This window comes from Bacillus cereus group sp. BfR-BA-01347 (genome assembly GCF_022663835.1).
Classification (GTDB): Bacteria; Bacillota; Bacilli; order Bacillales; family Bacillaceae_G; genus Bacillus_A; species Bacillus_A thuringiensis_K.
In genome coordinates, this window is sequence record NZ_JAKUGG010000018.1 from 1 (window position 1) to 24,119 (window position 24,119).

Sequence of the window (24,119 nt, forward strand, 5' to 3'; positions counted from 1 at the left end):
GTATTAGGCACGCCGCCAGCGTTCATCCTGAGCCAGGATCAAACTCTCCAATAAAGTTAGTTTGTCTAGCATCTAAAATAAAAATTGACGTTTCACGTTGTTTGTTTCGTTTAGTTTTCAAAGTTCAACATCGCGTTTCAGCGACTTTTATAATATATCATAGTATATTATTTTCGTCAACAAGTTTTTTTCGATAAGTTATATCTCTCATTTGCTGACTCTGCCTATTATATAGGCTTTCTTTTCCCTATGCAAGTATTATTATAAAAAAATAAAGAGAGGGAAAATACCCTCTCTTATTCTTCTGAAGAAACCTCTTCACTCGTTTCTTCCTCTTCATCTTTTTGTGCTTTTGCTACCGTCGCTACCTCTTGGTCTTCCTCTAATCGAATTAGACGAACACCTTGTGTATTACGTCCCATTTGAGAGATTTGATCAACTGGCATACGAATAATAACGCCTGCCGCTGTAATTAACATAATATCTTCTTCACCTGTCACAGATTTAACAGCTACTAATTTACCGTTCTTATCTGTAATGTTACAAGTTTTGAGACCTTTACCACCGCGACTTTGCAGACGGTATTCATCAATCGGTGTACGCTTTCCGTAACCATTTTTCGTTACAATTAGAACATTTACATCCTCTTCGACAATTTCCATACCTACAACTTGGTCTTCATCGCCCAACGTAATAGCTTTAACACCTGCAGCATTACGTCCCATAGAACGAACATCTTGTTCATTGAAACGAATTAGCATACCGTTACTTGTCCCGACAATAATATCCTTATCACCCGATGTTAAACGTACAGATATTACCTCATCCTCTTCACGAAGAGAAATTGCAATTAAACCATTTGTACGTATATTTGCAAATGATGAAAGTGGCGTTCTCTTAGAAACCCCTTGTTTTGTCGTAAAGAATAAGAACTGATCGTCACCAAATTCACGAATCGGAATAATAGCGTTAATCCACTCGCCCTTATCTACCCCTAATAGGTTAATAATTGGTAGTCCTTTTGCAGTACGACTATACTCTGGAATTTCATATCCTTTCGTACGGTATACTTTACCCTTGTTTGTAAAGAATAAAATATGATCATGAGTAGACGTTGTTAATAAATGTTCAACAAAGTCATCATCATTCGTACCCATTCCTTGCACACCACGTCCCCCACGGTTCTGTGTTTTGTACGTAGAAGCTGGTAACCTCTTAATATAACCGTTATGAGTTAACGTAATCGCAATGTTTTGTTCAGGAATTAAATCTTCATCTTCAATAAATTCCATACCGCCAATTGTAATTTCTGTTCGTCTCTTATCATTGAAACGTTCTTTTACTTCTGTTAATTCTTCACGAATAATCTCAAGAACTTTCTCTTCATCTGCTAAAATCGCTTTTAATTCAGCAATTAACTTCATTAAGTCTTGATATTCTTGCTCAATTTTTTCACGTTCTAATCCAGTTAAGCGTTGCAGACGCATATCTAAAATCGCTTGTGCTTGTTTTTCACTTAAACCGAAACGTTCCATTAAGCCTTGCTTTGCAATATCTGCCGTTTTTGAACTACGAATTAACGTAATTACTTCATCAAGATGATCTAAAGCAATTCGTAATCCTTCTAAAATATGAGCACGTGCTTCTGCTTTTTCTAATTCATAAGCAGTACGTCTACGAATTACTACCTTCTGATGCTCTAAATAATGATATAGATTTTGTTTTAAATTTAGTACTTGTGGCTCTCCATTTACAAGAGACAACATATTAATACCGAAACTCGTTTGAAGCGCTGTATGTTTGTATAGATTGTTTAATAGTACGTTTGCATTAGCATCACGACGTACTTCCATGACAATACGCATACCATTACGATCTGATTCATCACGTAAATCTGTAATACCTTCAATTTTCTTATCGCGAACTAATTCTGCGATTTTTTCAATTAATCGTGCCTTATTAACTTGATAAGGTAGTTCAGTTACGATAATAGATTGTTTACCGTTTGACTTCTCTTCAATTTCAACCTTAGCACGAAGCATAATGGAACCGCGACCTGTTTCATAAGCTCTTCGAATTCCACTTCTTCCTAAAATTAAACCTGCCGTCGGAAAGTCTGGACCGGGAATATATTCCATCAATTCCGCGATAGTAATATCAGGATTATGACTTAATGCCAGCACACCATCAATTACTTCGCCAAGCTGATGCGGCGGTATATTTGTTGCCATACCAACAGCAATACCTGTTGTACCGTTTACTAATAAATTAGGGAAACGCGCTGGTAATACTATCGGTTCTCTTTCGGAACCATCATAGTTATCTTGATAATCAATTGTATTTTTTGAAATATCACGTATTAATTCCATAGAAATCTTAGACATTCTTGCCTCTGTATAACGCATTGCCGCTGCTGAATCTCCATCTACAGAACCGAAGTTACCATGCCCATCTACAAGCATATAACGTTGACTAAAATCTTGCGCCATACGTACCATTGTTTCATAAACGGCTGAATCACCATGAGGGTGATACTTACCGATTACTTCACCGACAATACGTGCTGATTTCTTATACGCTTTATCAGCTGTAATTCCTAAATCATTCATCGCATATAAAACCCTGCGATGTACAGGTTTTAACCCATCACGAACATCTGGTAATGCACGAGATACGATAACACTCATTGCGTAATCTAAAAATGAGGTACGCATTTCATGACTAATATTAATTTCTCGAATTCGTGCTTGTTGTTGATTGTCTGACATCAACGAGCACCTCCTCTTACATTTCCGTTACACATACATTGATTTATATGTAGAAGACAGGAATACTTAGATTCCTGTCATTACTCATTTAAATATCAAGGTTCTTCACGTATTTTGCATTCTCTTGAATAAAGTTACGACGTGGTTCCACTTTATCACCCATTAAAATTTCAAACGTTTCGTCTGCTTCTATTGCATCTTGAAGAGAAACTTGAAGTAACGAACGTACTTCTGGATCCATTGTCGTCTCCCATAGCTGAGTTGGATTCATCTCTCCAAGACCTTTATAACGTTGAATTCCTGGTTTTGGCTGGGCCGGTAGCTCAGCTAATATTTTTTCAAGTTCGTTATCATTATAAGCATATTGAATTTTTTTACCTTGTTGTATTTTAAACAAAGGTGGTTGTGCGATATATATATATCCACACTCAATTATTTGACGCATATAACGATAGAAGAACGTTAATAATAGGGTACGAATATGCGCACCATCAACATCGGCATCGGTCATAATAATAACTTTATGATAGCGTGCTTTTTCAATATCGAAGTCTCCACCAATATTTGTACCAATCGCCGTAATAATTGTACGAACTTCATCATTTGATAAAATCTTATCTAAGCGTGCCTTTTCAACATTAATAATTTTACCCTTCAACGGTAAAATTGCTTGGAAATGACGATCGCGTCCTTGTTTTGCAGATCCACCGGCAGAGTCACCCTCTACGATGTAAATTTCACTAATTGCTGGATCTTTCGAAGAGCAATCAGCTAATTTACCAGGTAAACTTGAAACTTCTAACGCACTCTTTCGACGTGTCAATTCACGCGCTTTTTTCGCAGCTACACGTGCACGTGCAGCCATCGTACCTTTTTCTACAATTTTTCGCGCTACATTAGGATTCTCTAGTAAGAACTTTTCAAATGCCTCTGAGAATACAGACTCTGTAATCGTTCTTGCTTCACTATTCCCAAGTTTTGTCTTCGTTTGTCCTTCAAATTGTGGATTTGGATGCTTAATTGATACAATTGCTGTTAAACCTTCACGAACATCCTCACCAGTTAAATTACTGTCCGCATCTTTTAAAATGCTGTTTTTACGACCATAGTCGTTGATTACACGAGTTAAAGCTGTCTTAAAACCTACCTCATGTGTACCACCTTCATACGTATGGATGTTATTCGTAAATGAGTAAATATTATTTGTGTATCCCTCGTTATATTGAAGAGAAACCTCAACCTGAATACCATCTTTTGAACCCTCTACGTACACAGGCTCTTCATGAATTGGTTGTTTTGAGCGATTTAAATGCTCAACGTATGATTTAATTCCACCTTCGTAATGGAATTCTTTCTTTTGCTTATGTTCACGTTTATCTTCAATTGTTAATTTAATATTACGATTTAAAAACGCTAATTCACGCATACGAGTTGCTAGCGTATCAAAATCGTATACTGTTGTTTCTTGGAAAATTTCCGGATCTGGTTTAAACCGAGTTATTGTTCCTGTTTGATCTGTGTCACCAATGACTTTTAAATCCGCAACCGGAATACCTCTTTCGTATTTTTGGTAATGAATTTTACCTTCACGATGTACAAATACTTCTAGTTCTGTTGATAGAGCATTTACAACCGATGCCCCAACACCATGTAAACCACCGGAAACTTTATAACCGCCACCGCCAAATTTACCACCGGCGTGGAGAACAGTCATAATAACTTCTACAGCTGGACGTCCCATTTTTTCTTGTATACCAACTGGAATACCACGCCCATTATCCGTTACACGAATACTATTATCTTCTTCGATACTAACATTAATTTCATCACAATAACCTGCAAGTGCTTCATCAATACTATTATCTACGATTTCCCACACAAGATGGTGAAGCCCTTTTCCACTTGTAGATCCAATATACATACCAGGGCGTTTCCGAACTGCCTCTAGTCCTTCAAGCACCTGTATCTGACTTTCATCATATGCATTTTCTTGCATTTGCTTTTGTTCCATTGACACAAAGATCACCTACTTTTCCATTTAAACAGGGGTTATTCCCTATCTATTTCACAATCTACAGTGCCGTTCGTTACATGAATTGTTTTCGCTTCTTTTAATGTTTCGTGTTCAATTCCGTCGACACTCGTCGTTGTAACAAATGTTTGCACTTTTCCTTGAATTGTATTTAAAAGATGTGATTGACGATAATCATCTAATTCTGATAAAACATCATCCAACAAAAGGATTGGATATTCTTTAACCTCTGAATAAATCAATTCAATTTCAGCTAATTTTAGGGATAGTGCGGTCGTTCGTTGTTGTCCTTGCGAACCAAAGACTTGAACATTTTTACTATTAACGAAGAATTGTAAATCGTCACGATGAGGACCAATTAAAGTCGTACCACGGAAAATTTCACGTTGTTTCACAGATTGAAAACTTTCATAGTATACTTCTTTTATTTTCGACAAATCCATTGATTCTGATACATCTACACTTGGTTTATAGACAATTTCTAACTCTTCTAATCCACGGCTTATACCTCGATGAATTGGAGCTGCCCATTCCTGTAGCAAATGCAAAAATTCAAAACGTTTTTGCAGTATCTTCGCACCATGCTCAATTAGTTGAAGTGTAAATACATCCAACATCGTTTCCTCATTCTTACTATTCCCTTGCATTTTTTTCAACAAGTGATTTCGTTGCGTGAGCACCTTTTGATATTGACTTAATTCATACAAATATACAGGAGCTATTTGTCCTAATTCCATATCTAAAAAGCGTCTTCTTACTTGAGGGCTTCCTTTTACAAGATTTAAATCTTCTGGGGCAAACATGACAACGTTCATCACGCCAATATATTGACTTAACTTTTGTTGTTCAAGTTGATTTAATTTTGCCTTTTTACCTTTTTTCGAAATATTTAATTCCAAAGACAAAGAACTGTTTCTTTTTTGTAATTTCCCTTTTATTTGACCAAAATCTTCATCCCAGCGGATAAGTTCGCGATCATTAGAGGTTCTATGAGATTTCGCCATCGCTAAAACATAAATAGCTTCCATCAAATTTGTTTTCCCTTGTGCATTTTCGCCGATAATTACATTTACCTTATCTTCAAAGGAAAGCTCTAATTTTTCATAATTGCGATAGTTTTTTAATTGTATTTCTGAAATAAACAAAGGGCTCCCCCTTTATGCCTGAACTTGGAAAGTTCCGCTTCCTGGAATTTCAATAACATCATTCGCATATAGTTTGCGACCTCTTCTATTTTCAAGTTCGTTGTTCACGTACACTTCATATTCTTGTAAAAACCATTTTACAGCGCCACCTGTATCAATTACATCAGCTAACTTTAAAAATTGTCCTAGTGTAATATACTCTGTTGAAATTTTAATACGTTTCATAAAATCGCTCACTTTCTGAAAGTGTTCATTCTTTCATTGTACTAAATAAACTAGCATTAGGAAAGTAATACCCAAAAATCAAATAAGGGCCACTAGCATCTTTAAACTAGCAACCCTTATTCCTTACCTAGTAAGTACGAACCGGTAAAATTAATTGAATAATTGAATCATCATTTACTGTACGAATTAAGAACGGTCTCATCGCCCCAGTAAAGCTAACTTTAATCTCTGTACTATCCAAAGCTTTCAATGCATCCATCATATATTTTGCACTAAAAGATATTTTTAACTCTTCTCCATCTACTTTTTCACATTGTACTTCTTCGACAACTTTTCCGATTTCTGGTGAATTCGAAGAAATCTCTAGCATTTCTTGCTCTAAAGTTGATAATTTAACAACGTTATTGCGGCCATCTCTTGCTAATAGTGAAGCACGATCAATTGCTTGTAGGAATTCTTTTGTATTCACAAAAATATCCGTTTTACTCTCTGCCGGAATTAAACGTGTCGTATCAGGATAATTTCCTTCTAACAATCTTGAGAAGAATAATAAATGTTTTGTACGGAATAATACTTGATACTCCGTAATAACGATATCTACCATTTCTTCAGACTCATCTAAAATTTTACTTAATTCATTTAAGCTCTTACCTGGAATAACAACATTAGCTTGGAACTCATCTGCAATATTATGTCCTTCAATTTTTGCTTTTCGAAGTGCCAGTCTATGACTATCTGTTGCAATACAAGTTAACTCGCTGTTATATACCTTCCAGTTTACACCTGTCAAGATTGGTCTTGTTTCAGAAGTAGAAACTGCAAATACAGTTTGTCTGATCATATGCTTAAGTAAATCTGTTGGTATCTTAAATACATGATGTTCTTCAATCTGTGGCAATAACGGATATTCTGCAGAATCTAAACCATTTAAGTTAAACTCTGATTTTCCAGATTTTATTTTTGTCATAAAATGATTTTCCACAGAAATTTCGACAGTGTCTTTAGGTAGTTTTTTTACAATCTCACTAAAATATTTTGCTTGTAAAACAATGCTTCCTGATTGAGCTATTTCTACGATTTCTTTTCCATCTTCTTCGACTGGAATAAACGATTCAATAGAAATATCAGCATCGCTTCCTGTTAATGTAACCCCTTCTTCAGTAGCTACAACTTTAATTCCCGTAAGGATTGGGATTGTTGTACGAGAAGAAACTGCCTTCATTACATCTTGTACACCTCTTACAAGATAGTCTTTTTGTATTGTAAAACGCATAAAGAAAAACCTCCGGTAAGTATAAGATTTTATTTAATTAATAAAGATAAAAAATAGTAGTAATAGTAATAGGGCTTGTGGATATGTGGATAACCCCTCTAAAGGATGTAAAAACAGTCTATCTACATGTGGATAGACTGTGCGTAAAACAAGGTAAGTTATTCACACTATTCAGCTACTACTTTAAAATACCATTAATTTCTTCAACTTGCTTTTGTAATTGCGTATCGGTTTTTAGTAGTTTAGAGATTTTTTCATGGGCATGGATAACTGTTGTATGATCACGTCCACCAAATTCTTCACCTATTTTTGGTAAAGAGGAATCTGTAAGCTCGCGTGATAAATACATTGCAATTTGGCGAGGAAACGCAACTGATTTTGTACGTTTTTTCGCTTTAAAATCTTCTAATTTCACTTGATAAACGTCCCCGACAGCTTTTTGAATATCATAAATAGAGATAATTTTCGGCTTAGAATTTGGAATAATATCTTTAAGTGCTTCAGCTGCTAAATCAGCATTAATATCTTTATTAATTAAAGATGAATAAGCTACAACTCGGATAAGTGCACCTTCTAATTCACGAATATTTGAATCAATTTGATTTGCGATATAAAGCATAACTTCATTTGGTATATCAAGCCCTTCAGCTTTTGCTTTTTTGCGTAAAATCGCAATTCGTGTTTCTAAATCTGGCGGCGTAATATCTGTAATGAGTCCCCATTCAAAGCGGGAACGAAGACGATCTTCTAAAGTCGGGATTTCTTTTGGTGGTCGATCACTAGAAATTACAATTTGTTTACTTTCTTCGTGTAATGCATTAAATGTATGGAAAAACTCTTCTTGAGTTTGTTCTTTTCCAGCAAGAAATTGAATATCATCTATCAATAAAACATCTACGTTGCGATATTTATTACGAAAATCAACAGCTTTATTATCACGAATAGAGTTAATAAATTCATTTGTAAATTTTTCTGATGATAAATATACAACTTTTGCATTTGGATTATGTTCAATTACATAATGACCAATCGCGTGCATTAAATGCGTCTTTCCAAGTCCAACGCCCCCGTAAATAAAGAGTGGATTATACGCTTTAGCTGGCGCCTCAGCTACAGCTAATGAAGCTGCATGGGCAAAACGGTTACCAGAGCCAATAACAAATGTATCAAATGTATATTTTGGATTTAACATGCTCTGTGGTAAATGAGCTGAATCATCTTGTGCTGGATTCGGCTTAACTGGAGGAAGATCAATGTCCTCTTCAGCTTGACTTTGGGGAATAATAAAGCGAATTGCTAATTTTGCCCCTGTTAAATCGTATAGTGTTTCTGAAATTAGTTCAGAGTAATGAGATTCTAGCCAGTCACGAGCAAATTCATTTGGAGCTGTAATCGTTAATACGTCTTTCTTCAAGTTATGAGCCGTTGTGGATTTTAACCATGTCTCATAACTAGGCTTGCTTACCTTTTTTTCTAATTCTTTTAAGGCACTATTCCATAAATCAGAGATATTTTCCAAAGGTGTCCCTCCTTTACTAAGTTGGTAAAAGAATAAGGTTGCGCAACAAATGTACAACCCAATAAATATAAAATGTATATTTATACGAAACGTATTTTAAAACCTAAAAACGTCGTTTGTATATGAGATAGGGTTTTCGACAAAAAAAGCAAATGTGGACAACCATTTACCCACATGTGATTAAAACTGTCCACATGTTATACACAAATTGTGGATAAAATAAAGATGTGGAAAACTTATTCAAAGTGAAAACACAACTATAATATCAAAAAAAAGTGGCTATAGCAATGAATTTAAGAAAGTTATCCACAAAATCAATACCTTGTGGAATAAACTTGTCCACAACACGATATACTGTGTAAAAGTGTGAAAAAAGTTTGTGGATATAAAAAACATGAAAAAACATTTATCCACAAGGAAATATAGGTGCTGTGAAAAAGTATGTGAATAGGTTCAAAATGAATATTTGATGAAAATTTCTAGAACCATTGACATTTTCCTAGTTGATTAACTATAATTTATAGGACTGTCTTTAACAGATATTCCTCAGGGAGGTGTCATATAATGAAAAGAACTTACCAACCAAATAAACGTAAGCGCAGCAAAGTACATGGTTTCCGCAGCCGTATGAGCACAGCGAACGGACGTAAAGTGCTAGCAGCTCGTCGTCGTAAAGGAAGAAAAGTATTATCTGCGTAGACCACTGATCGTTCAGTGGTCTTTTTTTCTAATAATAGTGAATTTCCGCTGATGAAATACAGGAGTGTCAATTGATATGAAGAAAAAACATCGTATAAAGAAGAATGATGAATTCCAGGCGGTTTTTCAAAAAGGAAAATCAAATGCGAATCGTCAGTTTGTTGTATACCAATTAGATAAAGAAGAACAGCCAAACTTTCGCATCGGCCTTTCTGTTAGCAAGAAAATAGGAAATGCAGTAGTTCGTAATCGAATTAAGCGCATGATTCGTCAGGCTATTACAGAGTTAAAAGATGAGATAGATTCTGGAAAAGATTTTGTTATAATAGCAAGGAAGCCTTGTGCAGAGATGACATATGAAGAAGTAAAGAAAAGCTTAATTCATGTCTTTAAACGCTCTGGTATGAAAAGAATAAAGAAGTAGCGTAAGGAAATGAATTACACTATATACATACCGATACAAGGAGGAGTAGGCTTTGAAAAAGAAATTAGGTTTACTAGCCATGCTTATTGCATTAATGGCGATTACTGCTGGCTGTAGTGAAGTAAATCAGCCAATTACACCAAAAAGCACTGGAATTTGGAATGAATACTTCGTATACCCGCTTTCTCAGTTAATCACGTATTTTGCAAACTTATTTAACAGTAATTATGGTTTAGCAATTGTTGTTACGACTCTTATCATTCGTTTTGCGTTATTACCATTAATGATTAAACAAACGAAGAGTACGAAAGCGATGCAAGCGTTACAACCGGAAATGGTGAAGTTAAAAGAGAAATATAGCTCTAAAGATCAAGCGACACAGCAAAAACTGCAGCAAGAAATGATGCAGTTATACCAAAAGAATGGTGTAAATCCATTAGCTGGTTGTTTACCAATCTTTATTCAAATGCCAATTCTGTTCGCTTTTTATCATGCAATTATGAGAACAGCTGAAATTAAACAACATAGTTTCTTATGGTTCGATTTAGGACATGCAGACCCGTTTTATATCTTACCGGTCGTTGCAGCAATTACGACATTTATTCAGCAAAAGCTTGCAATGGCAGGAACAGCTGGTCAAAATCCACAAATGGCAATGATGCTTTGGCTTATGCCGATTATGATTTTAATCTTTGCAATTAACTTCCCAGCTGCATTATCACTTTACTGGGTTGTTGGTAATATCTTTGGTATTGCTCAAATGTACTTTATTAAAGGGCCAGAGATTAAGGCTAGTAAGGCTGGTAAAGCTGGAGGCTCAAGCAAGTGAGTGTAATTACTGCTAAAGGACAAACAGTCGAGCTGGCAGTAGAGGATGCTTTAAGGCAATTAAATACATCAAAAGATCGAGTAGATATAAATATTGTCGATGAGGGTAAAAGGGGATTCTTAGGTTTATTTGGGAATCGCCCTGCAGTAGTAGAAGTTGCATTGAAGAAAGATCCAATTCAAGAATGTGAAGAATATTTAAGAAATGTTATTCACGATATGGGTGTGGAAGTTGAGATTAGTAAAATTGTAAAAGGACGCGAAATCGAATTTACAATTTCTGGTGATGATGTAGGTGTTTTAATTGGGAAAAGAGGTAATACATTGAACTCTTTACAGTATTTAACAAAACTTGTCGCGAATCGTAACACGAAGCAGTATATCGGTATTACACTAGATGCTGAAAATTATCGTAGTAAAAGAAAAAGTACTTTAGAATCACTTTCTTATCGATTAGCCAAACAAGTATTTAATACGAAAAAAAGAGTTATTTTAGAACCGATGCCATCTTTTGAACGAAAAATTATTCATCAGGCATTATCAAATCATCAAGGTATCAATACAACTTCTGAAGGAAATGAACCACATCGGCATGTTGTAATATCTCCTAAATGACCGGTTGCTCAAATGAGTGCCGGTTTTTTTGAGCGAAAAATAGATGTGGATAACTAAAAAAACACTAAACTTATCCACTGTGAATAAGTTTAGTGTTTTTTACATGGGGATATAATAAAATGAGTTATTCTTCTTTTGTAGATAGGTTCGTTATGGTATCCTAATAATTTAGTGAAAGAAATAATCATGTTGAAATAGAGATAAATAAGCAAGTGAGGTGAAAGGACATGGAATTTGATACAATTGCTGCGATTTCCACAGCGCTTGGAGAGGGTGCAATTGCCATTGTTCGAGTAAGTGGGGATGATGCGGTTGAGAAAGTTGACCGTATTTTTAAGGGGAAGGATTTAACAGAGGTTCCTTCTCACACTATTCATTATGGTCATATTGTTGATTTAGATACAAATCAAGTTATTGAAGAAGTTATGGTGTCTATTATGCGCGCACCAAGGACTTTTACACGTGAAAATATAGTGGAAATTAACTGTCACGGTGGACTTGTTTCAGTAAATAAAGTATTGCAACTTATTCTAGCACAAGGAGTACGATTGGCAGAACCGGGCGAATTTACAAAACGCGCTTTTTTAAATGGACGTATCGATTTATCACAAGCAGAAGCGGTTATGGATTTGATTCGAGCAAAAACAGATCGTGCAATGAATGTAGCAATTAATCAAATGGAAGGGCGATTATCTAAATTAATTGGTCTTTTGCGTCAAGAAATATTAGAAACATTAGCTCATGTTGAGGTAAATATAGATTATCCAGAATACGATGATGTAGAAGAGATGACACATAATATTTTAATTGAGAAAGCGACGCATGTTCGTTCGGAAATCGAAAAAATATTAGAAACATCAAAACAAGGGAAAATTTTACGTGAAGGTATTGCTACAGCAATTATCGGTAGACCTAATGTTGGGAAATCATCGTTATTAAATAGTCTTGTTCAGGAGAAAAAGGCAATTGTAACTGATATTGCAGGAACAACTCGTGATGTTATTGAAGAGTACGTTAACGTGCGTGGTGTACCTCTTAAACTTATAGATACAGCCGGTATTCGGGAGACGGAAGATGTTGTTGAACGAATTGGTGTGGAACGTTCAAAAGAAATGATGAGCCAAGCGGATTTAGTATTAGTTGTTGTCAACTATAGCGAGGCTTTAACAAATGAGGATGAAGATCTATTCCGTGCGGTACAAGGAAAAGACTTTATTGTTATTGTGAATAAGACGGATTTACCGCAAGCGATTGATATGGAACGTGTTACAGAGTTAGCCGCGGGAAATCGTGTTATTACAACATCCTTAATTGAGGAACAAGGAATAGATGAACTCGAAAAGGCAATAGCTGATTTATTCTTTGAAGGAACAATCGATTCTGCAGATATGACATATGTTTCTAATGCAAGACATATTGGATTATTAACACAAGCAGGAAAAACAATCGGTGATGCAGTTGAGGCGATTGAAAATGGTGTACCAATTGATATGGTACAAATTGATTTAACAAGAACGTGGGAAATACTTGGTGAAATTACTGGGGACACAGTGCATGAAAGCTTAATTGACCAGTTGTTCTCTCAATTTTGTTTAGGAAAATAATATAGTGAAGTTGTAGAAAGATAGAGATTATTAGGAGGAATAAACAATGGGATACAATGCCGGTTCATACGATGTCATAGTAATCGGTGCAGGTCATGCAGGATGTGAAGCTGGTCTTGCGGCAGCACGAATGGGCTCAAAAACATTAATGTTAACAATTAACTTGGATATGGTAGCATTCATGCCATGTAACCCTTCTGTTGGTGGACCAGCAAAAGGGATTGTTGTTCGTGAAATTGATGCATTAGGCGGAGAAATGGGACGTAATATTGATAAAACTCATATTCAAATGCGTATGCTAAATACAGGTAAGGGACCAGCCGTACGTGCACTTCGAGCACAAGCTGATAAATTCTCTTACCAACATGAATTAAAGAAAACAATTGAAGAAACACCAAACTTAACGTTGTTCCAAGGAATGGTAGAGCGTTTAATCGTTGAAGAAGGTGTATGTAAAGGGGTAGTTACACAAGCGGGTGCAGAATATACAGCAAAAACCGTTGTAATTACAACTGGAACATTTTTACGCGGCGAGATTATCATGGGCGACTTAAAATATTCAAGCGGTCCAAATAATCAGCAACCGTCTATTACATTATCTGAGCATTTAGAGGAGCTTGGTTTTGATCTTGTTAGATTTAAAACAGGGACACCTCCGCGTGTAAACAGTAATACAATTGACTACAGTAAAACAGAAATTCAACCAGGTGATGATAAGCCACGTGCGTTCTCTTTTGAAACAACGAAATTTATTATGGATCAAATTCCATGTTGGTTGACATATACAAGTACAGAAACACACCGTTTAATAGATGAAAATTTACATCGTTCAGCTATGTATTCTGGTATGATTAAAGGAACAGGTCCTAGATACTGTCCTTCTATTGAAGACAAAGTAGTAAGATTTAATGATAAACCACGTCATCAAATTTTCTTAGAGCCAGAAGGGCGTAATACACAAGAAGTATATGTACAAGGTTTATCCACAAGCTTACCAGAAGATGTACAACGTGACATGCTTAGAACAATTCCAGGCCTAGAAAATGTTGAAATGATGCGTACAGGTTATGCAATTGAATATGATGCAATTGTGCCAACACAACTATGGCCAACACTTGAAACGAAAAAGATTAAAAATTTATATACAGCAGGACAAATTAATGGAACTTCTGGTTACGAAGAGGCGGCCGGACAAGGGCTTATGGCTGGAATTAATGCAGCATGCCGTTCTTTAGGTAAAGAAGAAGTTGTTTTAGGTCGCGAGGATGCTTATATTGGTGTCTTAATTGATGATCTTGTAACGAAAGGAACAAATGAACCATATCGTTTATTAACGTCTCGTGCAGAATACCGTCTATTATTACGCCACGATAATGCTGATCTTCGTTTAACTGAAGTTGGTCGTAAAATTGGATTAATTAAAGAAGAGCGCTATGAGCGATTTACAAATAAAAAATTACAAATTGAACAGGAAAAGGAACGTTTAAGCAGCATTATTATTAAACCACGTCCTGAAGTTCAAGAATTAATTCGCAATATTGGCGGAAGTGAATTGAAAGATGGAATACGTGCAAGTGACTTATTACGTCGTCCAGAGATGACATATGAGCATATTCATCTTTTAGTACCAAGTGAAGTAGAATTAAGTGATGAAGTTAAAGAACAAGTTGAAATTCAGATTAAGTATGAAGGATATATTGAAAAATCTTTACAGCAAGTAGAGCGTATGAAGAAAATGGAGAATAAAAAAATCCCTGTAGATATTGATTATGATGCGATTTCTAGCATTGCTTCAGAAGCTAGACAGAAATTAAAAGATGTTCGTCCACTTTCAATGGGGCAGGCTTCACGTATTTCTGGCGTAAATCCAGCGGATATTTCCATTTTACTTGTGTATATAGAACAAGGAAAAATTGCACGCGTATCGAACCAATAAATAGTAAGGAGATATTGCTAGATGAACATAGAACAATTTCAATCTATGCTAGAAGAGAAGGGAATCACCCTCTCTTCTAGACAGTTAGAGCAGTTCAAAATCTACTTTGAAACATTAGTAGAGTGGAATGAAAAAATGAACTTAACGGCTATTACAGAAAAAGAAGAAGTATATTTAAAACACTTTTTTGATTCCATTACAGCTGCTTTTTATTATGATTTTTCAAAACCATTCTCAATTTGCGATGTTGGTGCAGGGGCTGGATTCCCAAGTATTCCTTTAAAAATTTGTTTCCCGCATTTAAAAGTAACAATTGTAGATTCGTTGCAAAAACGTATTAATTTCTTAAATCACTTAGCCCAAAAGTTAGAATTAAGTGATGTTGCATTTTGTCACGATCGTGCTGAAACGTTTGGGAAAAAAGAAGGTGTACGTGAATCATACGATATTGTAATGGCACGTGCAGTTGCGCGTCTTTCTGTATTAAGTGAGCTATGTTTACCGCTTGTAAAAGTTGGAGGAACATTCATTGCAATGAAAGGTGCAGCAGCAAACGAAGAAATTGAAAATGGTAAGTATGCTTTAGAGGTGCTAGGCGGAGAGTTAAAAGAGATGTCTACGTTCCAATTACCGTTTGAAGAGAGTGAACGTAATATTTTATTAATCGAGAAAAAGCGCAAGACACCAAAGAAATATCCACGCAAACCGGGAACACCCAATAAATTACCTATTGAAAAATAAATCTTATTAGACGTAAGATTAAATTATATAAATGAAAACGTAAATGTTTCATAGGAAACATTTTATGGAGAATAGTCAATAGGCCTAAAAGGTGGTGGAATATGTATGAAAAATACGTTTTCTCGTTTATTTGGCTTTGGAGATAAAGAGAGCGAATTCGAATTACAAGACGAAAGCCATGAAGAGATAGATAAAAAGGTATATGAAGAAATACAAGAAATTCCGATAGTAAATATTACCCCTAACCGTTATCAACCAAGAACAGTTTTTGATGATGCGCGTATTGATGAGCTAGCATTAACAATTCGTACACATGGACTTATTCAGCCGATTGTTGTAAGGCAATATGAGGATGATAAGTACGAGATTATTGCTGGAGAAAGACGTTTTCGCGCGGCAACAAAGTTAGGTTGGGAAAAGGTTCCTGCAATTATAAAGAACTTAAATGATACAGAGACAGCTTCTGTAGCTTTAATTGAAAACTTGCAACGTGAGGAACTAACAGCAATCGAGGAAGCTGTGGCATATCAAAAGCTGATTGAGTTACATAATTTAACACAAGAAGCATTGGCACAACGACTTGGAAAAGGACAATCTACAATCGCAAATAAGTTGCGATTGTTAAAGTTGCCTGAAGAAATAAAAAGTGCATTATTAGAAAAAAGCATTACAGAACGTCACGCCCGCGCTCTCATTCCTTTAAAAAATGAGGAATTACAACTGAAGGTTTTACAGGAAATTGTGGAGAAACAACTAAATGTAAAGCAAACAGAAGAACGAATTGCGAAGTTACTAGAGGAAGCGAAACCGAAGCGTAAGGCAAAGCAAAAAGCAGTAAGTCGAGATACGAGGATTGCTATGAATACAATTAGACAATCTTTACAAATGGTTACTGAAAGTGGTTTGAATGTTAATTCTGAGGAAGAAGAATTTGATGAGTACTATCAAATTACAATTAAAATTCCAAAGAAAAAATAATAATGACGTGCTAGAGACCTTATCCTATTGGAGAGGTCTCTTTTACTATATTTTCTTGTTAAATGAAGAAGGAGTTTAGAAATAAATTTTGAAGTTTAATAAAGGACGTAAAAGAAAAAGTTTTATTTCATGTTACAATAAACGTAATTGTTACTAGAATAAGATAGAAAGGTTGAAAGTAGGTGACATCATGGGAAAAATCATTGCTATTGCTAATCAAAAAGGCGGTGTTGGAAAAACAACAACATCTGTTAATTTAGGGGCTGGATTGGCGCAAGTAGGTAAAAAAGTCCTTCTTGTAGATATTGATGCTCAAGGAAATGCAACGACTGGTGTGGGAATTGAAAAATCTGAATTAGATCGATGTATTTACAACGTTCTTGTGGAAGATGCAGATGTTCAAGGGGTTATACAGAAAACCGCAACTGAAAACTTAGATGTTCTACCCGCTACAATTCAATTAGCTGGTGCTGAAATTGAATTGGTACCGACTATTTCCCGGGAAGTACGTTTGCAAAGAGCATTACAGCCAGTTCGTGATGAATATGATTATATTATTATCGACTGTCCCCCATCTTTAGGATTATTAACGATTAATGCATTAACAGCAGCAGATTCTGTTATTATTCCTGTACAGTGTGAATATTACGCACTAGAAGGGTTAAGTCAGCTATTAAATACAGTTCGACTTGTACAAAAACATTTAAATAAAAATTTAGCAATTCAAGGCGTATTGTTAACGATGTTGGATGCCCGTACAAATTTAGGGATCCAAGTTATAGATGAAGTGAAAAAGTATTTTAGGGATAAAGTATATCGCTCAATTATTCCGCGTAATGTACGCTTGAGCGAGGCTCCAAGTCATGGGAAACCTATTATGCAGTATGACGCTAAATCAAGAGGAGCAGAAGTATATATAGATTTAGCAGAGGAAGTGATTGCAGGTGGCTAAAGGATTAGGAAGAGGAATTAATGTGTTTTTTCCTGATTTAGATGTGAAAGAAGAGGAAACAATTCAGGAGATTCTTGTAACTGAATTAAGGCCAAATCCATATCAACCGCGTAAACACTTTAATAAAGAGGCGATTCAGGAATTAGCAATTTCGATTAAGGAACACGGTATTTTACAACCATTAATTGCTAGGAAGAGTATTAAAGGATATGAAATTGTTGCAGGTGAAAGACGATTTCGTGCTGCAAAAGAAGCCGGTTTAGAAAAAGTACCTGCGGTTGTAAGACAATTAACTGAACAGCAAATGATGGAATTTGCTTTGTTAGAAAACTTACAACGAGAAGATTTAAATCCTATGGAAGAGGCAATGGCATACCAGATGTTAATGAATGAGCTAAATGTAACGCAAGAACAATTAGCGAAACGTCTTGGTAAAAGCAGACCTTACATTGCAAATTATACTCGGTTATTAAGCCTACCTTCTTTCGTACAAGATATGATTGCAAATGGTCAACTTTCAATGGCTCATGGGAGAACTTTACTTACGATAAAAGATGAAGAACAATTGAATTCCTTATTGAAACGCATTGAAAAAGAAGGATTAAATGTTCGTCAATTAGAGAAAATCGTCCAAGAGATTAATCAACACGTTTCACGTGAAACAAAAAAAGTGAAAAAAGAGCGGAATATATTTTTCGTAGAACGTGAAACGTTCTTAAGAGAAAAGTTTGGCACAGATGTGAAAATTAAAGAAACGAAAAAAGAAAAAGGTAAAATCGAAATTGAATTTTTCAATAAAGAGGATTTAAATCGTATTTTAGAATTATTAGCGCAGAAAAACTAAAAAGCAAACCATCTTATTATTTATAGATGGTTTGCCTTTTTTAATACAGATAATTTTTGATCTGTTTCTTTTATACTTTGTGCAATTACATCAGCCATTTTCATGACTAAACTTAATCTTGTATTTTGCAGGACGAAAAACTCCATAAAACCGTTTAGATTTACGATGCCATGAATATGTAAATCACCAACTGCAGGTAATTTCTTGTTCATTGCAGCTCCAGGTTTACTAGGCCCCATTCCGGTAGTGATAGAACCGATACTTTGAGATTTTCCTAAACAGGCATCAACCGCAATTATAAACGAGGCAGGATTATCTTTCTGTATATTCTGAATCCTCTCTTCTAAATTTAGTGCATGGACTGGCTCATCTAGTGTGCCGAACACTTGGAAGTTTGTAATTCCTACTTGTTCTAGTTTTGTACCGACTAACGGACCGAGTGCATCACCTGTAGAACGATCTGTTCCGATACAAACGAGAATAATTGGTATATGGGTTTTAATAGGAATGTGGGAAAGTAAGAAGTTACTAATTGTCTCGGAGGCTTCTAAATCTTGGTGCATAACATTTTGAGTTTCTTTTTCGAAAAAAGGTAAGCGAAAACTTCCAATATTCATGAAGCACCCATCCTTTTAATAAATTTTCAAAATATGTTATATGGTGAGTAAAATGGAAAACTATAAGTGCGTACTTACTGTAAAACTTAAGCGAAAACGGAAATAATAGTACTAGTATATATATATTCGCTCCATTTTATACCTGTAGAGAAGTTAACAAATACAATTAAAGTCATAAAAATTTTTCAGCAATTAGAAGACTTCTGATACAATAGGAAGGATAACTAAAAAGAAATTTTGGCTGGAGAGGTAGAGGTACATGGATTTATTAACGAAGTGGTTTAATTCTACGAAACAGTATTTATTAGATGCTGATCGTTGGGCAGATATTGGAATTGCGGCATTAAAAATATGTATCATTTTAACAATTGGTGCAATTGTAGTGAGAATTGCAAGAGCGGTTGTACGAAATGCGTTTCGTATGGGAAGTCGTTCTCCAATTCAAATTTCAGAACGTCGTACAGTTACAGTAGCAAAGTTACTTGAAAATATCGTGGCATACGTTGTTATGTTCATTATGTTAATTGCGATTTTAGGTGTGTTTAATATTAATGCATCAGGTTTATTAGCCGGTGCTGGGGTAATTGGTTTAGCTGTCGGATTTGGCGCTCAAAGTTTAGTGAAAGACGTTATTACAGGTTTATTTATTTTGTTAGAAGATCAGTTTTCAGTTGGCGATTATGTTAAAATCGGTCAATTTGAAGGAGTCGTTTTAGAAATTGGACTTCGTACAACGAAAGTAAAGAGTTGGACAGGTGAAATTCATACCTTACCAAACGGAAGTATTATTCAAGTTACTAACTACTCAGTTAGTAATAGTGTAGCGTTTGTTGATATATCTATTTCATATGAGGCTGATATTGCGAAAGCAGAGCAAGTTATTGAAGATTTATTAGTAGAATTACCTTCAAAGTACGAGAAAATGGTAACAACACCTCAATTATTAGGTGTGCAAACATTAGCTGCCTCAGAAGTTATATTACGTGTTATTGCTGAAGTAGAGCCGATGCAACATGCAGTTATTGCAAGGGCACTTCGTAAAGAGATTAAAAATCGTCTTGATTTACATGGAATTGAAATTCCATATCCACGTATGGTTTTATATAATCGTGAAGAATTAGTTAGTGGAAAAGCAATTTAGTATGGAGAGGAGTTTGGAGAGTGGAACAAAAGGAATATAACTTGTATGATGTTGTGGAAATGAAGAAAGCCCATCCATGTGGCGAGAATCGTTGGAAAATTATTCGTATGGGAATGGATATCCGCATTAAGTGCGAGGGGTGTGACCATTCAGTAATGATTCCTCGAAGAGAGTTTGATCGTAAGGTGAAAAAAATACTTGTGAAGCACGAAGAATAGAGCGAGAGTAACAGTTACAGTAGGTAACTGTTACTTTTTTTCGTTTGGCGGAAACTTGTCATTTTTTTCGTTACTATCTATAATGATGAAAGATTGAGACATAGGAGTGAAAAATATGGGATTAACGGCTGGGATTGTTGGATTACCTAACGTAGGGAAGTCAACTTTATTTAATGCAATTACACAAGCAGGAGCAGAATCTGCAAACTATCCATTCTGTACAATTGATCCAAACGTAGGGATTGTAGAAGTACCAGATGAGCGTTTAAATAAATTAACGGAATTAGTAGAACCGAAAAAAACTGTTCCGACTGTATTTGAGTTTACTGATATTGCGGGTATCGTAAAAGGTGCTAGTAAAGGTGAAGGATTAGGAAATAAATTCTTATCGCACATTCGCCAAGTAGATGCAATTTGCCAAGTTGTTCGTTGTTTTGAAGACGAAAATATTACGCACGTTTCAGGGAAAGTAGATCCGATTGATGATATTGAAACAATCAACTTAGAGCTAATTTTAGCGGATCTAGAATCTGTTGATAAACGTATCGAGCGTGTTGCAAAATTAGCAAGACAAAAAGATAAAGAAGCAGTATACGAGCATGAAATTTTAGTTCGCTTAAAAGAAGCTTTTGAAGAGGGCAAACCGGCTCGTACTGTTGAATTTACAGAAGAGCAAATGAAAATCGTTAAAGGCCTTCATTTACTTACAACGAAAGAAATGCTATACGTAGCAAACGTAAGTGAAGATGATGTTATGGATCCTTCTGAAAACAAATACGTAAAAATGGTAAAAGAATTTGCTGCAAATGAAAATTCTCAAGTAATCGTTGTATGTGCAAAAATCGAAGAAGAAATCGCTGAACTAGACGAGGAAGAGAAAAAAGTATTCCTTGAAGAACTAGGCATTGAAGAATCTGGTTTAGATCAATTAATTCGTGCTGCATACAATTTATTAGGACTTGCTACTTACTTCACGGCTGGCGTTCAAGAAGTACGTGCTTGGACATTTAAACAAGGAATGAAGGCACCACAATGTGCTGGTGTTATTCATACAGACTTTGAACGTGGATTTATTCGTGCAGAAACAGTTTCTTACGATGACTTAATGACAAACGGTTCTATGACAGCTGCAAAAGAGGCTGGAAAAGTACGTTTAGAAGGAAAAGAATATATCGTAAAAGACGGAGATGTTATGCACTTCCGTTTTAACGTTTAATTTAATATTTCCTAGGAAAAATAAAGATATGAGCTTGGCAAATATATTATATGTTTGCCAAGTTTTTTATGTATTGGTGAGTTGATTCATATAACTTACTATGATATAATCTAAACTCGTGAGTAATTACTATAAATTAATTGCTCCTTGCCCATTACGGGCCGTTTAGACCAAAAGGAGGTGAAAGTGTAATGAGAAAGTACGAAATTATGTACATCATTCGTCCTGGCGTTGAAGAAGAAGCTCAAAAAGCTTTAGTTGAACGTTTTGCAGGTGTTTTAACAAACAATGGTGCAGAAATCATTAACACGAAAGAGTGGGGTAAGCGTCGTTTAGCTTACGAAATCAACGACTTACGTGAAGGTTTCTACATGATCTTAAACGTGAAATCTAACGCAGAAGCGATTAACGAATTCGACCGTTTAGCTAAGATCAACGAAGATATCCTTCGTCATATCGTTGTTAAAGAAGAAGAAAAATAATTGATATATAAGGGAGAGTGGTTCGATTGATGAATCGTGTTATCCTCGTTGGTCGTTTAACTAAGGACCCTGACTTACGTTACACGCCCAATGGTGTTGCAGTAGCTACTTTTACGTTAGCTGTGAATCGCGCATTTGCCAATCAACAAGGTGAGCGTGAAGCTGACTTTATTAATTGTGTAATATGGCGTAAACAAGCAGAAAACGTAGCAAATTATTTGAAAAAAGGTAGCTTAGCAGGCGTAGATGGACGTCTTCAAACTCGTAATTACGAGGGACAAGATGGTAAACGTGTATACGTAACAGAAGTTCTTGCGGAAAGCGTGCAATTTTTAGAGCCGCGTAATGGCGGTGGGGAGCAACGTGGTTCATTTAATCAGCAACCATCAGGAGCTGGTTTCGGTAACCAAGGCTCTAACCCATTTGGTCAATCTAGTAATTCAGGTAACCAAGGTAACTCTGGATTTACGAAGAATGACGATCCATTTTCAAATGTAGGTCAACCGATCGACATTTCCGACGACGATTTACCGTTCTAATACAGTAAATTTGTTAGTTTTAACAAAGAATGGAGGGAAATAGACATGGCAGGACGCAAAGGTGGACGTGCGAAACGTCGTAAGGTGTGTTTCTTCACAGCTAACGGCATCACTCGCATTGACTATAAAGATGTTGATTTATTAAAACGTTTCGTTTCTGAGCGTGGTAAAATTTTACCTCGTCGTGTAACAGGAACAAGCGCAAAATACCAACGCAAACTTACAGTTGCAATTAAACGTGCTCGTCAAATGGCACTTTTACCATATGTTGGTGAATAATAGCGTATGAAATGCACAGTAGAGTCGGACTCTACTGTGCATTTTGCTATGCTTTTCTTTTTTGAAAGAGAGGTTAAAATGTGAAACAAACAAAGTTTATTACAGAAGGTGCAGCATTATTAGCTATATATGCAATTTTATTGCTTATATCTATGTATGTTCCGATTTTGGGTACAGTTGTAACTTTTGCGTTGCCGTTACCATTTATACTATTAATAATAAGACATAAACTATCTAATGTGCTCTTGGTTTTTGTAGCGGCACTTTTTGTTACTATTATTGTGAGTCAACCGCTGAATTTAGTGAAGACAATTATGTTTGGATTGATAGGCATTGTTTTAGGATATATGTATAAAACAAGAAAAAAGCCAGTGGAAATCTTAATAGCGGGGACGCTTGCATACTTAATTGGTTTTGTACTTATTTATGTTGCAAGTATAAAGTTTTTCAACATAGATATAATGAAGCAAATGCAAAGTATGTTTAGTGAAAGTATGGCGAAAAGTGAAAAGATAGTAAGTGCTACTGGTATGCCGATTAGTAAGGAACAAAAAGAGTTACTTGCACAAATGAATGATATATTACAATCGTTACTTCCGAGTATACTTGTGCTAGTTTCAGTATGTTTTTCTTGGATTACAGTGATAATATCAGGTAGTGTTTTGAAAAAGTTAAAATATGAAGTTATATCTTGGCCTAAATTTAAAGATATACAATTACCAAAGAGTATCATTTGGTATTACGTTATATTTATTTTATTAGCAACTTTTATAAAAGTAGAACCAACATCATATTTACATATGGTATTTTCTAACCTAAATGTAATATTTGCACTATTGCTTGTACTGCAAGGCCTGACATTTATCTCCTTTTTAGCGTATAGAAAAGGTTTTACTAAAGGGGTTCCTATTATTAGTTTTATTGCATGCATGTTTATTCCGATGCTGTTTCCTCTTGTGACAATCTTAGGTATAATTGACTTAGGGATTTCATTGCGTTCTAAAATAGGTGGATAAAATAATATTCCTTATACTATTTTAATCT

At 35.4% G+C, this 24,119-nt stretch carries 24 protein-coding genes; 17 read left to right on the forward strand and 7 right to left on the reverse strand.

Annotation, left to right across the window (positions count from 1 at the left end; translation table 11 throughout):
- Positions 1-296 precede the first annotated feature (296 nt).
- From gyrA to dnaA, 6 genes are all read right to left on the reverse strand, one after another.
- Positions 297-2,768 carry a DNA gyrase subunit A gene (gene gyrA / locus MR143_RS22810; protein ID WP_001282864.1) on the reverse strand — a complete coding sequence of 824 codons (2,472 nt, stop codon included), beginning with the start codon at positions 2,766-2,768 and terminating at the stop codon, positions 297-299.
- Positions 2,769-2,856: 88 nt separating this feature from the next.
- Positions 2,857-4,779 (reverse strand): DNA topoisomerase (ATP-hydrolyzing) subunit B, encoded by a 1,923-nt coding sequence (gyrB, locus tag MR143_RS22815; RefSeq protein WP_000435983.1) that lies wholly within the window; start codon positions 4,777-4,779, stop codon positions 2,857-2,859.
- A gap of 38 nt (positions 4,780-4,817) precedes the next feature.
- Positions 4,818-5,945, reverse strand: a complete 1,128-nt coding sequence (gene recF / locus MR143_RS22820) for a DNA replication/repair protein RecF (RefSeq protein ID WP_000470745.1) — start codon at positions 5,943-5,945, stop codon at positions 4,818-4,820.
- 12 nt (positions 5,946-5,957) lie between these two features.
- Complete coding sequence (yaaA, locus tag MR143_RS22825; RefSeq protein WP_000821364.1) at positions 5,958-6,170, reverse strand: S4 domain-containing protein YaaA; 213 nt, start codon at positions 6,168-6,170, stop codon at positions 5,958-5,960.
- Between the two features lie 127 nt (positions 6,171-6,297).
- Positions 6,298-7,443, reverse strand: a complete 1,146-nt coding sequence (dnaN, locus tag MR143_RS22830) for a DNA polymerase III subunit beta (RefSeq protein WP_001212884.1) — start codon at positions 7,441-7,443, stop codon at positions 6,298-6,300.
- A gap of 178 nt (positions 7,444-7,621) precedes the next feature.
- Positions 7,622-8,962: a chromosomal replication initiator protein DnaA gene (gene dnaA / locus MR143_RS22835; RefSeq protein ID WP_000428017.1), complete on the reverse strand. Its 1,341-nt coding sequence runs from the start codon at positions 8,960-8,962 to the stop codon at positions 7,622-7,624.
- Positions 8,963-9,526: 564 nt separating this feature from the next.
- Here dnaA and rpmH point away from each other — a divergent pair.
- From rpmH to spo0J, 10 genes are all read left to right on the forward strand, one after another.
- Positions 9,527-9,661 (forward strand): 50S ribosomal protein L34, encoded by a 135-nt coding sequence (rpmH, locus tag MR143_RS22840; protein WP_000831901.1) that lies wholly within the window; start codon positions 9,527-9,529, stop codon positions 9,659-9,661.
- Between the two features lie 76 nt (positions 9,662-9,737).
- On the forward strand, positions 9,738-10,085 hold the full coding sequence (gene rnpA / locus MR143_RS22845; protein WP_000726618.1) for a ribonuclease P protein component: 348 nt from the start codon (positions 9,738-9,740) through the stop codon (positions 10,083-10,085).
- A 52-nt stretch (positions 10,086-10,137) separates the two neighbouring features.
- Positions 10,138-10,914 (forward strand): YidC family membrane integrase SpoIIIJ, encoded by a 777-nt coding sequence (gene spoIIIJ, locus MR143_RS22850; protein WP_000727734.1) that lies wholly within the window; start codon positions 10,138-10,140, stop codon positions 10,912-10,914.
- A complete protein-coding gene (jag, locus tag MR143_RS22855) occupies positions 10,911-11,528 on the forward strand; it encodes an RNA-binding cell elongation regulator Jag/EloR (RefSeq protein WP_000111511.1) in 618 nt (205 codons plus the stop codon). The genes spoIIIJ and jag overlap by 4 nt, the downstream gene beginning before the upstream one ends.
- 227 nt (positions 11,529-11,755) lie before the next feature.
- Positions 11,756-13,132: a tRNA uridine-5-carboxymethylaminomethyl(34) synthesis GTPase MnmE gene (gene mnmE, locus MR143_RS22860; protein WP_000393757.1), complete on the forward strand. Its 1,377-nt coding sequence runs from the start codon at positions 11,756-11,758 to the stop codon at positions 13,130-13,132.
- A 46-nt stretch (positions 13,133-13,178) separates the two neighbouring features.
- Positions 13,179-15,068, forward strand: coding sequence for a tRNA uridine-5-carboxymethylaminomethyl(34) synthesis enzyme MnmG (mnmG, locus tag MR143_RS22865; protein ID WP_000541055.1), 1,890 nt, complete (start codon positions 13,179-13,181; stop codon positions 15,066-15,068).
- A gap of 21 nt (positions 15,069-15,089) precedes the next feature.
- Entirely contained in the window at positions 15,090-15,809 is a 720-nt protein-coding gene (gene rsmG, locus MR143_RS22870) for a 16S rRNA (guanine(527)-N(7))-methyltransferase RsmG (protein ID WP_001019628.1), read from the forward strand.
- Positions 15,810-15,914: 105 nt separating this feature from the next.
- Positions 15,915-16,787: a nucleoid occlusion protein gene (gene noc, locus MR143_RS22875; protein WP_000799016.1), complete on the forward strand. Its 873-nt coding sequence runs from the start codon at positions 15,915-15,917 to the stop codon at positions 16,785-16,787.
- Between the two features lie 190 nt (positions 16,788-16,977).
- A complete protein-coding gene (gene soj, locus MR143_RS22880; protein ID WP_199718254.1) occupies positions 16,978-17,739 on the forward strand; it encodes a sporulation initiation inhibitor protein Soj in 762 nt (253 codons plus the stop codon).
- Positions 17,732-18,583 (forward strand): stage 0 sporulation protein Spo0J, encoded by an 852-nt coding sequence (gene spo0J, locus MR143_RS22885; RefSeq protein WP_199718252.1) that lies wholly within the window; start codon positions 17,732-17,734, stop codon positions 18,581-18,583. Before soj ends, spo0J begins: the two co-directional genes overlap by 8 nt.
- A gap of 20 nt (positions 18,584-18,603) precedes the next feature.
- Here spo0J and yyaC read toward each other — a convergent pair whose 3' ends face one another.
- Positions 18,604-19,200 carry a spore protease YyaC gene (gene yyaC, locus MR143_RS22890; RefSeq protein WP_163051009.1) on the reverse strand — a complete coding sequence of 199 codons (597 nt, stop codon included), beginning with the start codon at positions 19,198-19,200 and terminating at the stop codon, positions 18,604-18,606.
- Positions 19,201-19,459: 259 nt separating this feature from the next.
- Here yyaC and MR143_RS22895 point away from each other — a divergent pair, with 259 nt between their 5' ends.
- The 7 genes from MR143_RS22895 (at position 19,460) to MR143_RS22925 (ending at position 24,091) form a co-directional block, all read left to right on the forward strand.
- Complete coding sequence (locus MR143_RS22895; RefSeq protein ID WP_000365109.1) at positions 19,460-20,341, forward strand: mechanosensitive ion channel family protein; 882 nt, start codon at positions 19,460-19,462, stop codon at positions 20,339-20,341.
- Between the two features lie 20 nt (positions 20,342-20,361).
- Positions 20,362-20,559: a DUF951 domain-containing protein gene (locus MR143_RS22900; protein WP_000435485.1), complete on the forward strand. Its 198-nt coding sequence runs from the start codon at positions 20,362-20,364 to the stop codon at positions 20,557-20,559.
- A gap of 115 nt (positions 20,560-20,674) precedes the next feature.
- A complete protein-coding gene (gene ychF, locus MR143_RS22905; RefSeq protein WP_000524671.1) occupies positions 20,675-21,775 on the forward strand; it encodes a redox-regulated ATPase YchF in 1,101 nt (366 codons plus the stop codon).
- Between the two features lie 191 nt (positions 21,776-21,966).
- Positions 21,967-22,257 (forward strand): 30S ribosomal protein S6, encoded by a 291-nt coding sequence (gene rpsF / locus MR143_RS22910; protein ID WP_001233778.1) that lies wholly within the window; start codon positions 21,967-21,969, stop codon positions 22,255-22,257.
- A 26-nt stretch (positions 22,258-22,283) separates the two neighbouring features.
- On the forward strand, positions 22,284-22,796 hold the full coding sequence (ssb, locus tag MR143_RS22915) for a single-stranded DNA-binding protein (protein ID WP_000981966.1): 513 nt from the start codon (positions 22,284-22,286) through the stop codon (positions 22,794-22,796).
- 45 nt (positions 22,797-22,841) lie between these two features.
- Entirely contained in the window at positions 22,842-23,075 is a 234-nt protein-coding gene (rpsR, locus tag MR143_RS22920) for a 30S ribosomal protein S18 (protein ID WP_000918873.1), read from the forward strand.
- Between the two features lie 80 nt (positions 23,076-23,155).
- A complete protein-coding gene (locus tag MR143_RS22925; RefSeq protein ID WP_061884824.1) occupies positions 23,156-24,091 on the forward strand; it encodes a YybS family protein in 936 nt (311 codons plus the stop codon).
- Positions 24,092-24,119 lie beyond the last annotated feature (28 nt).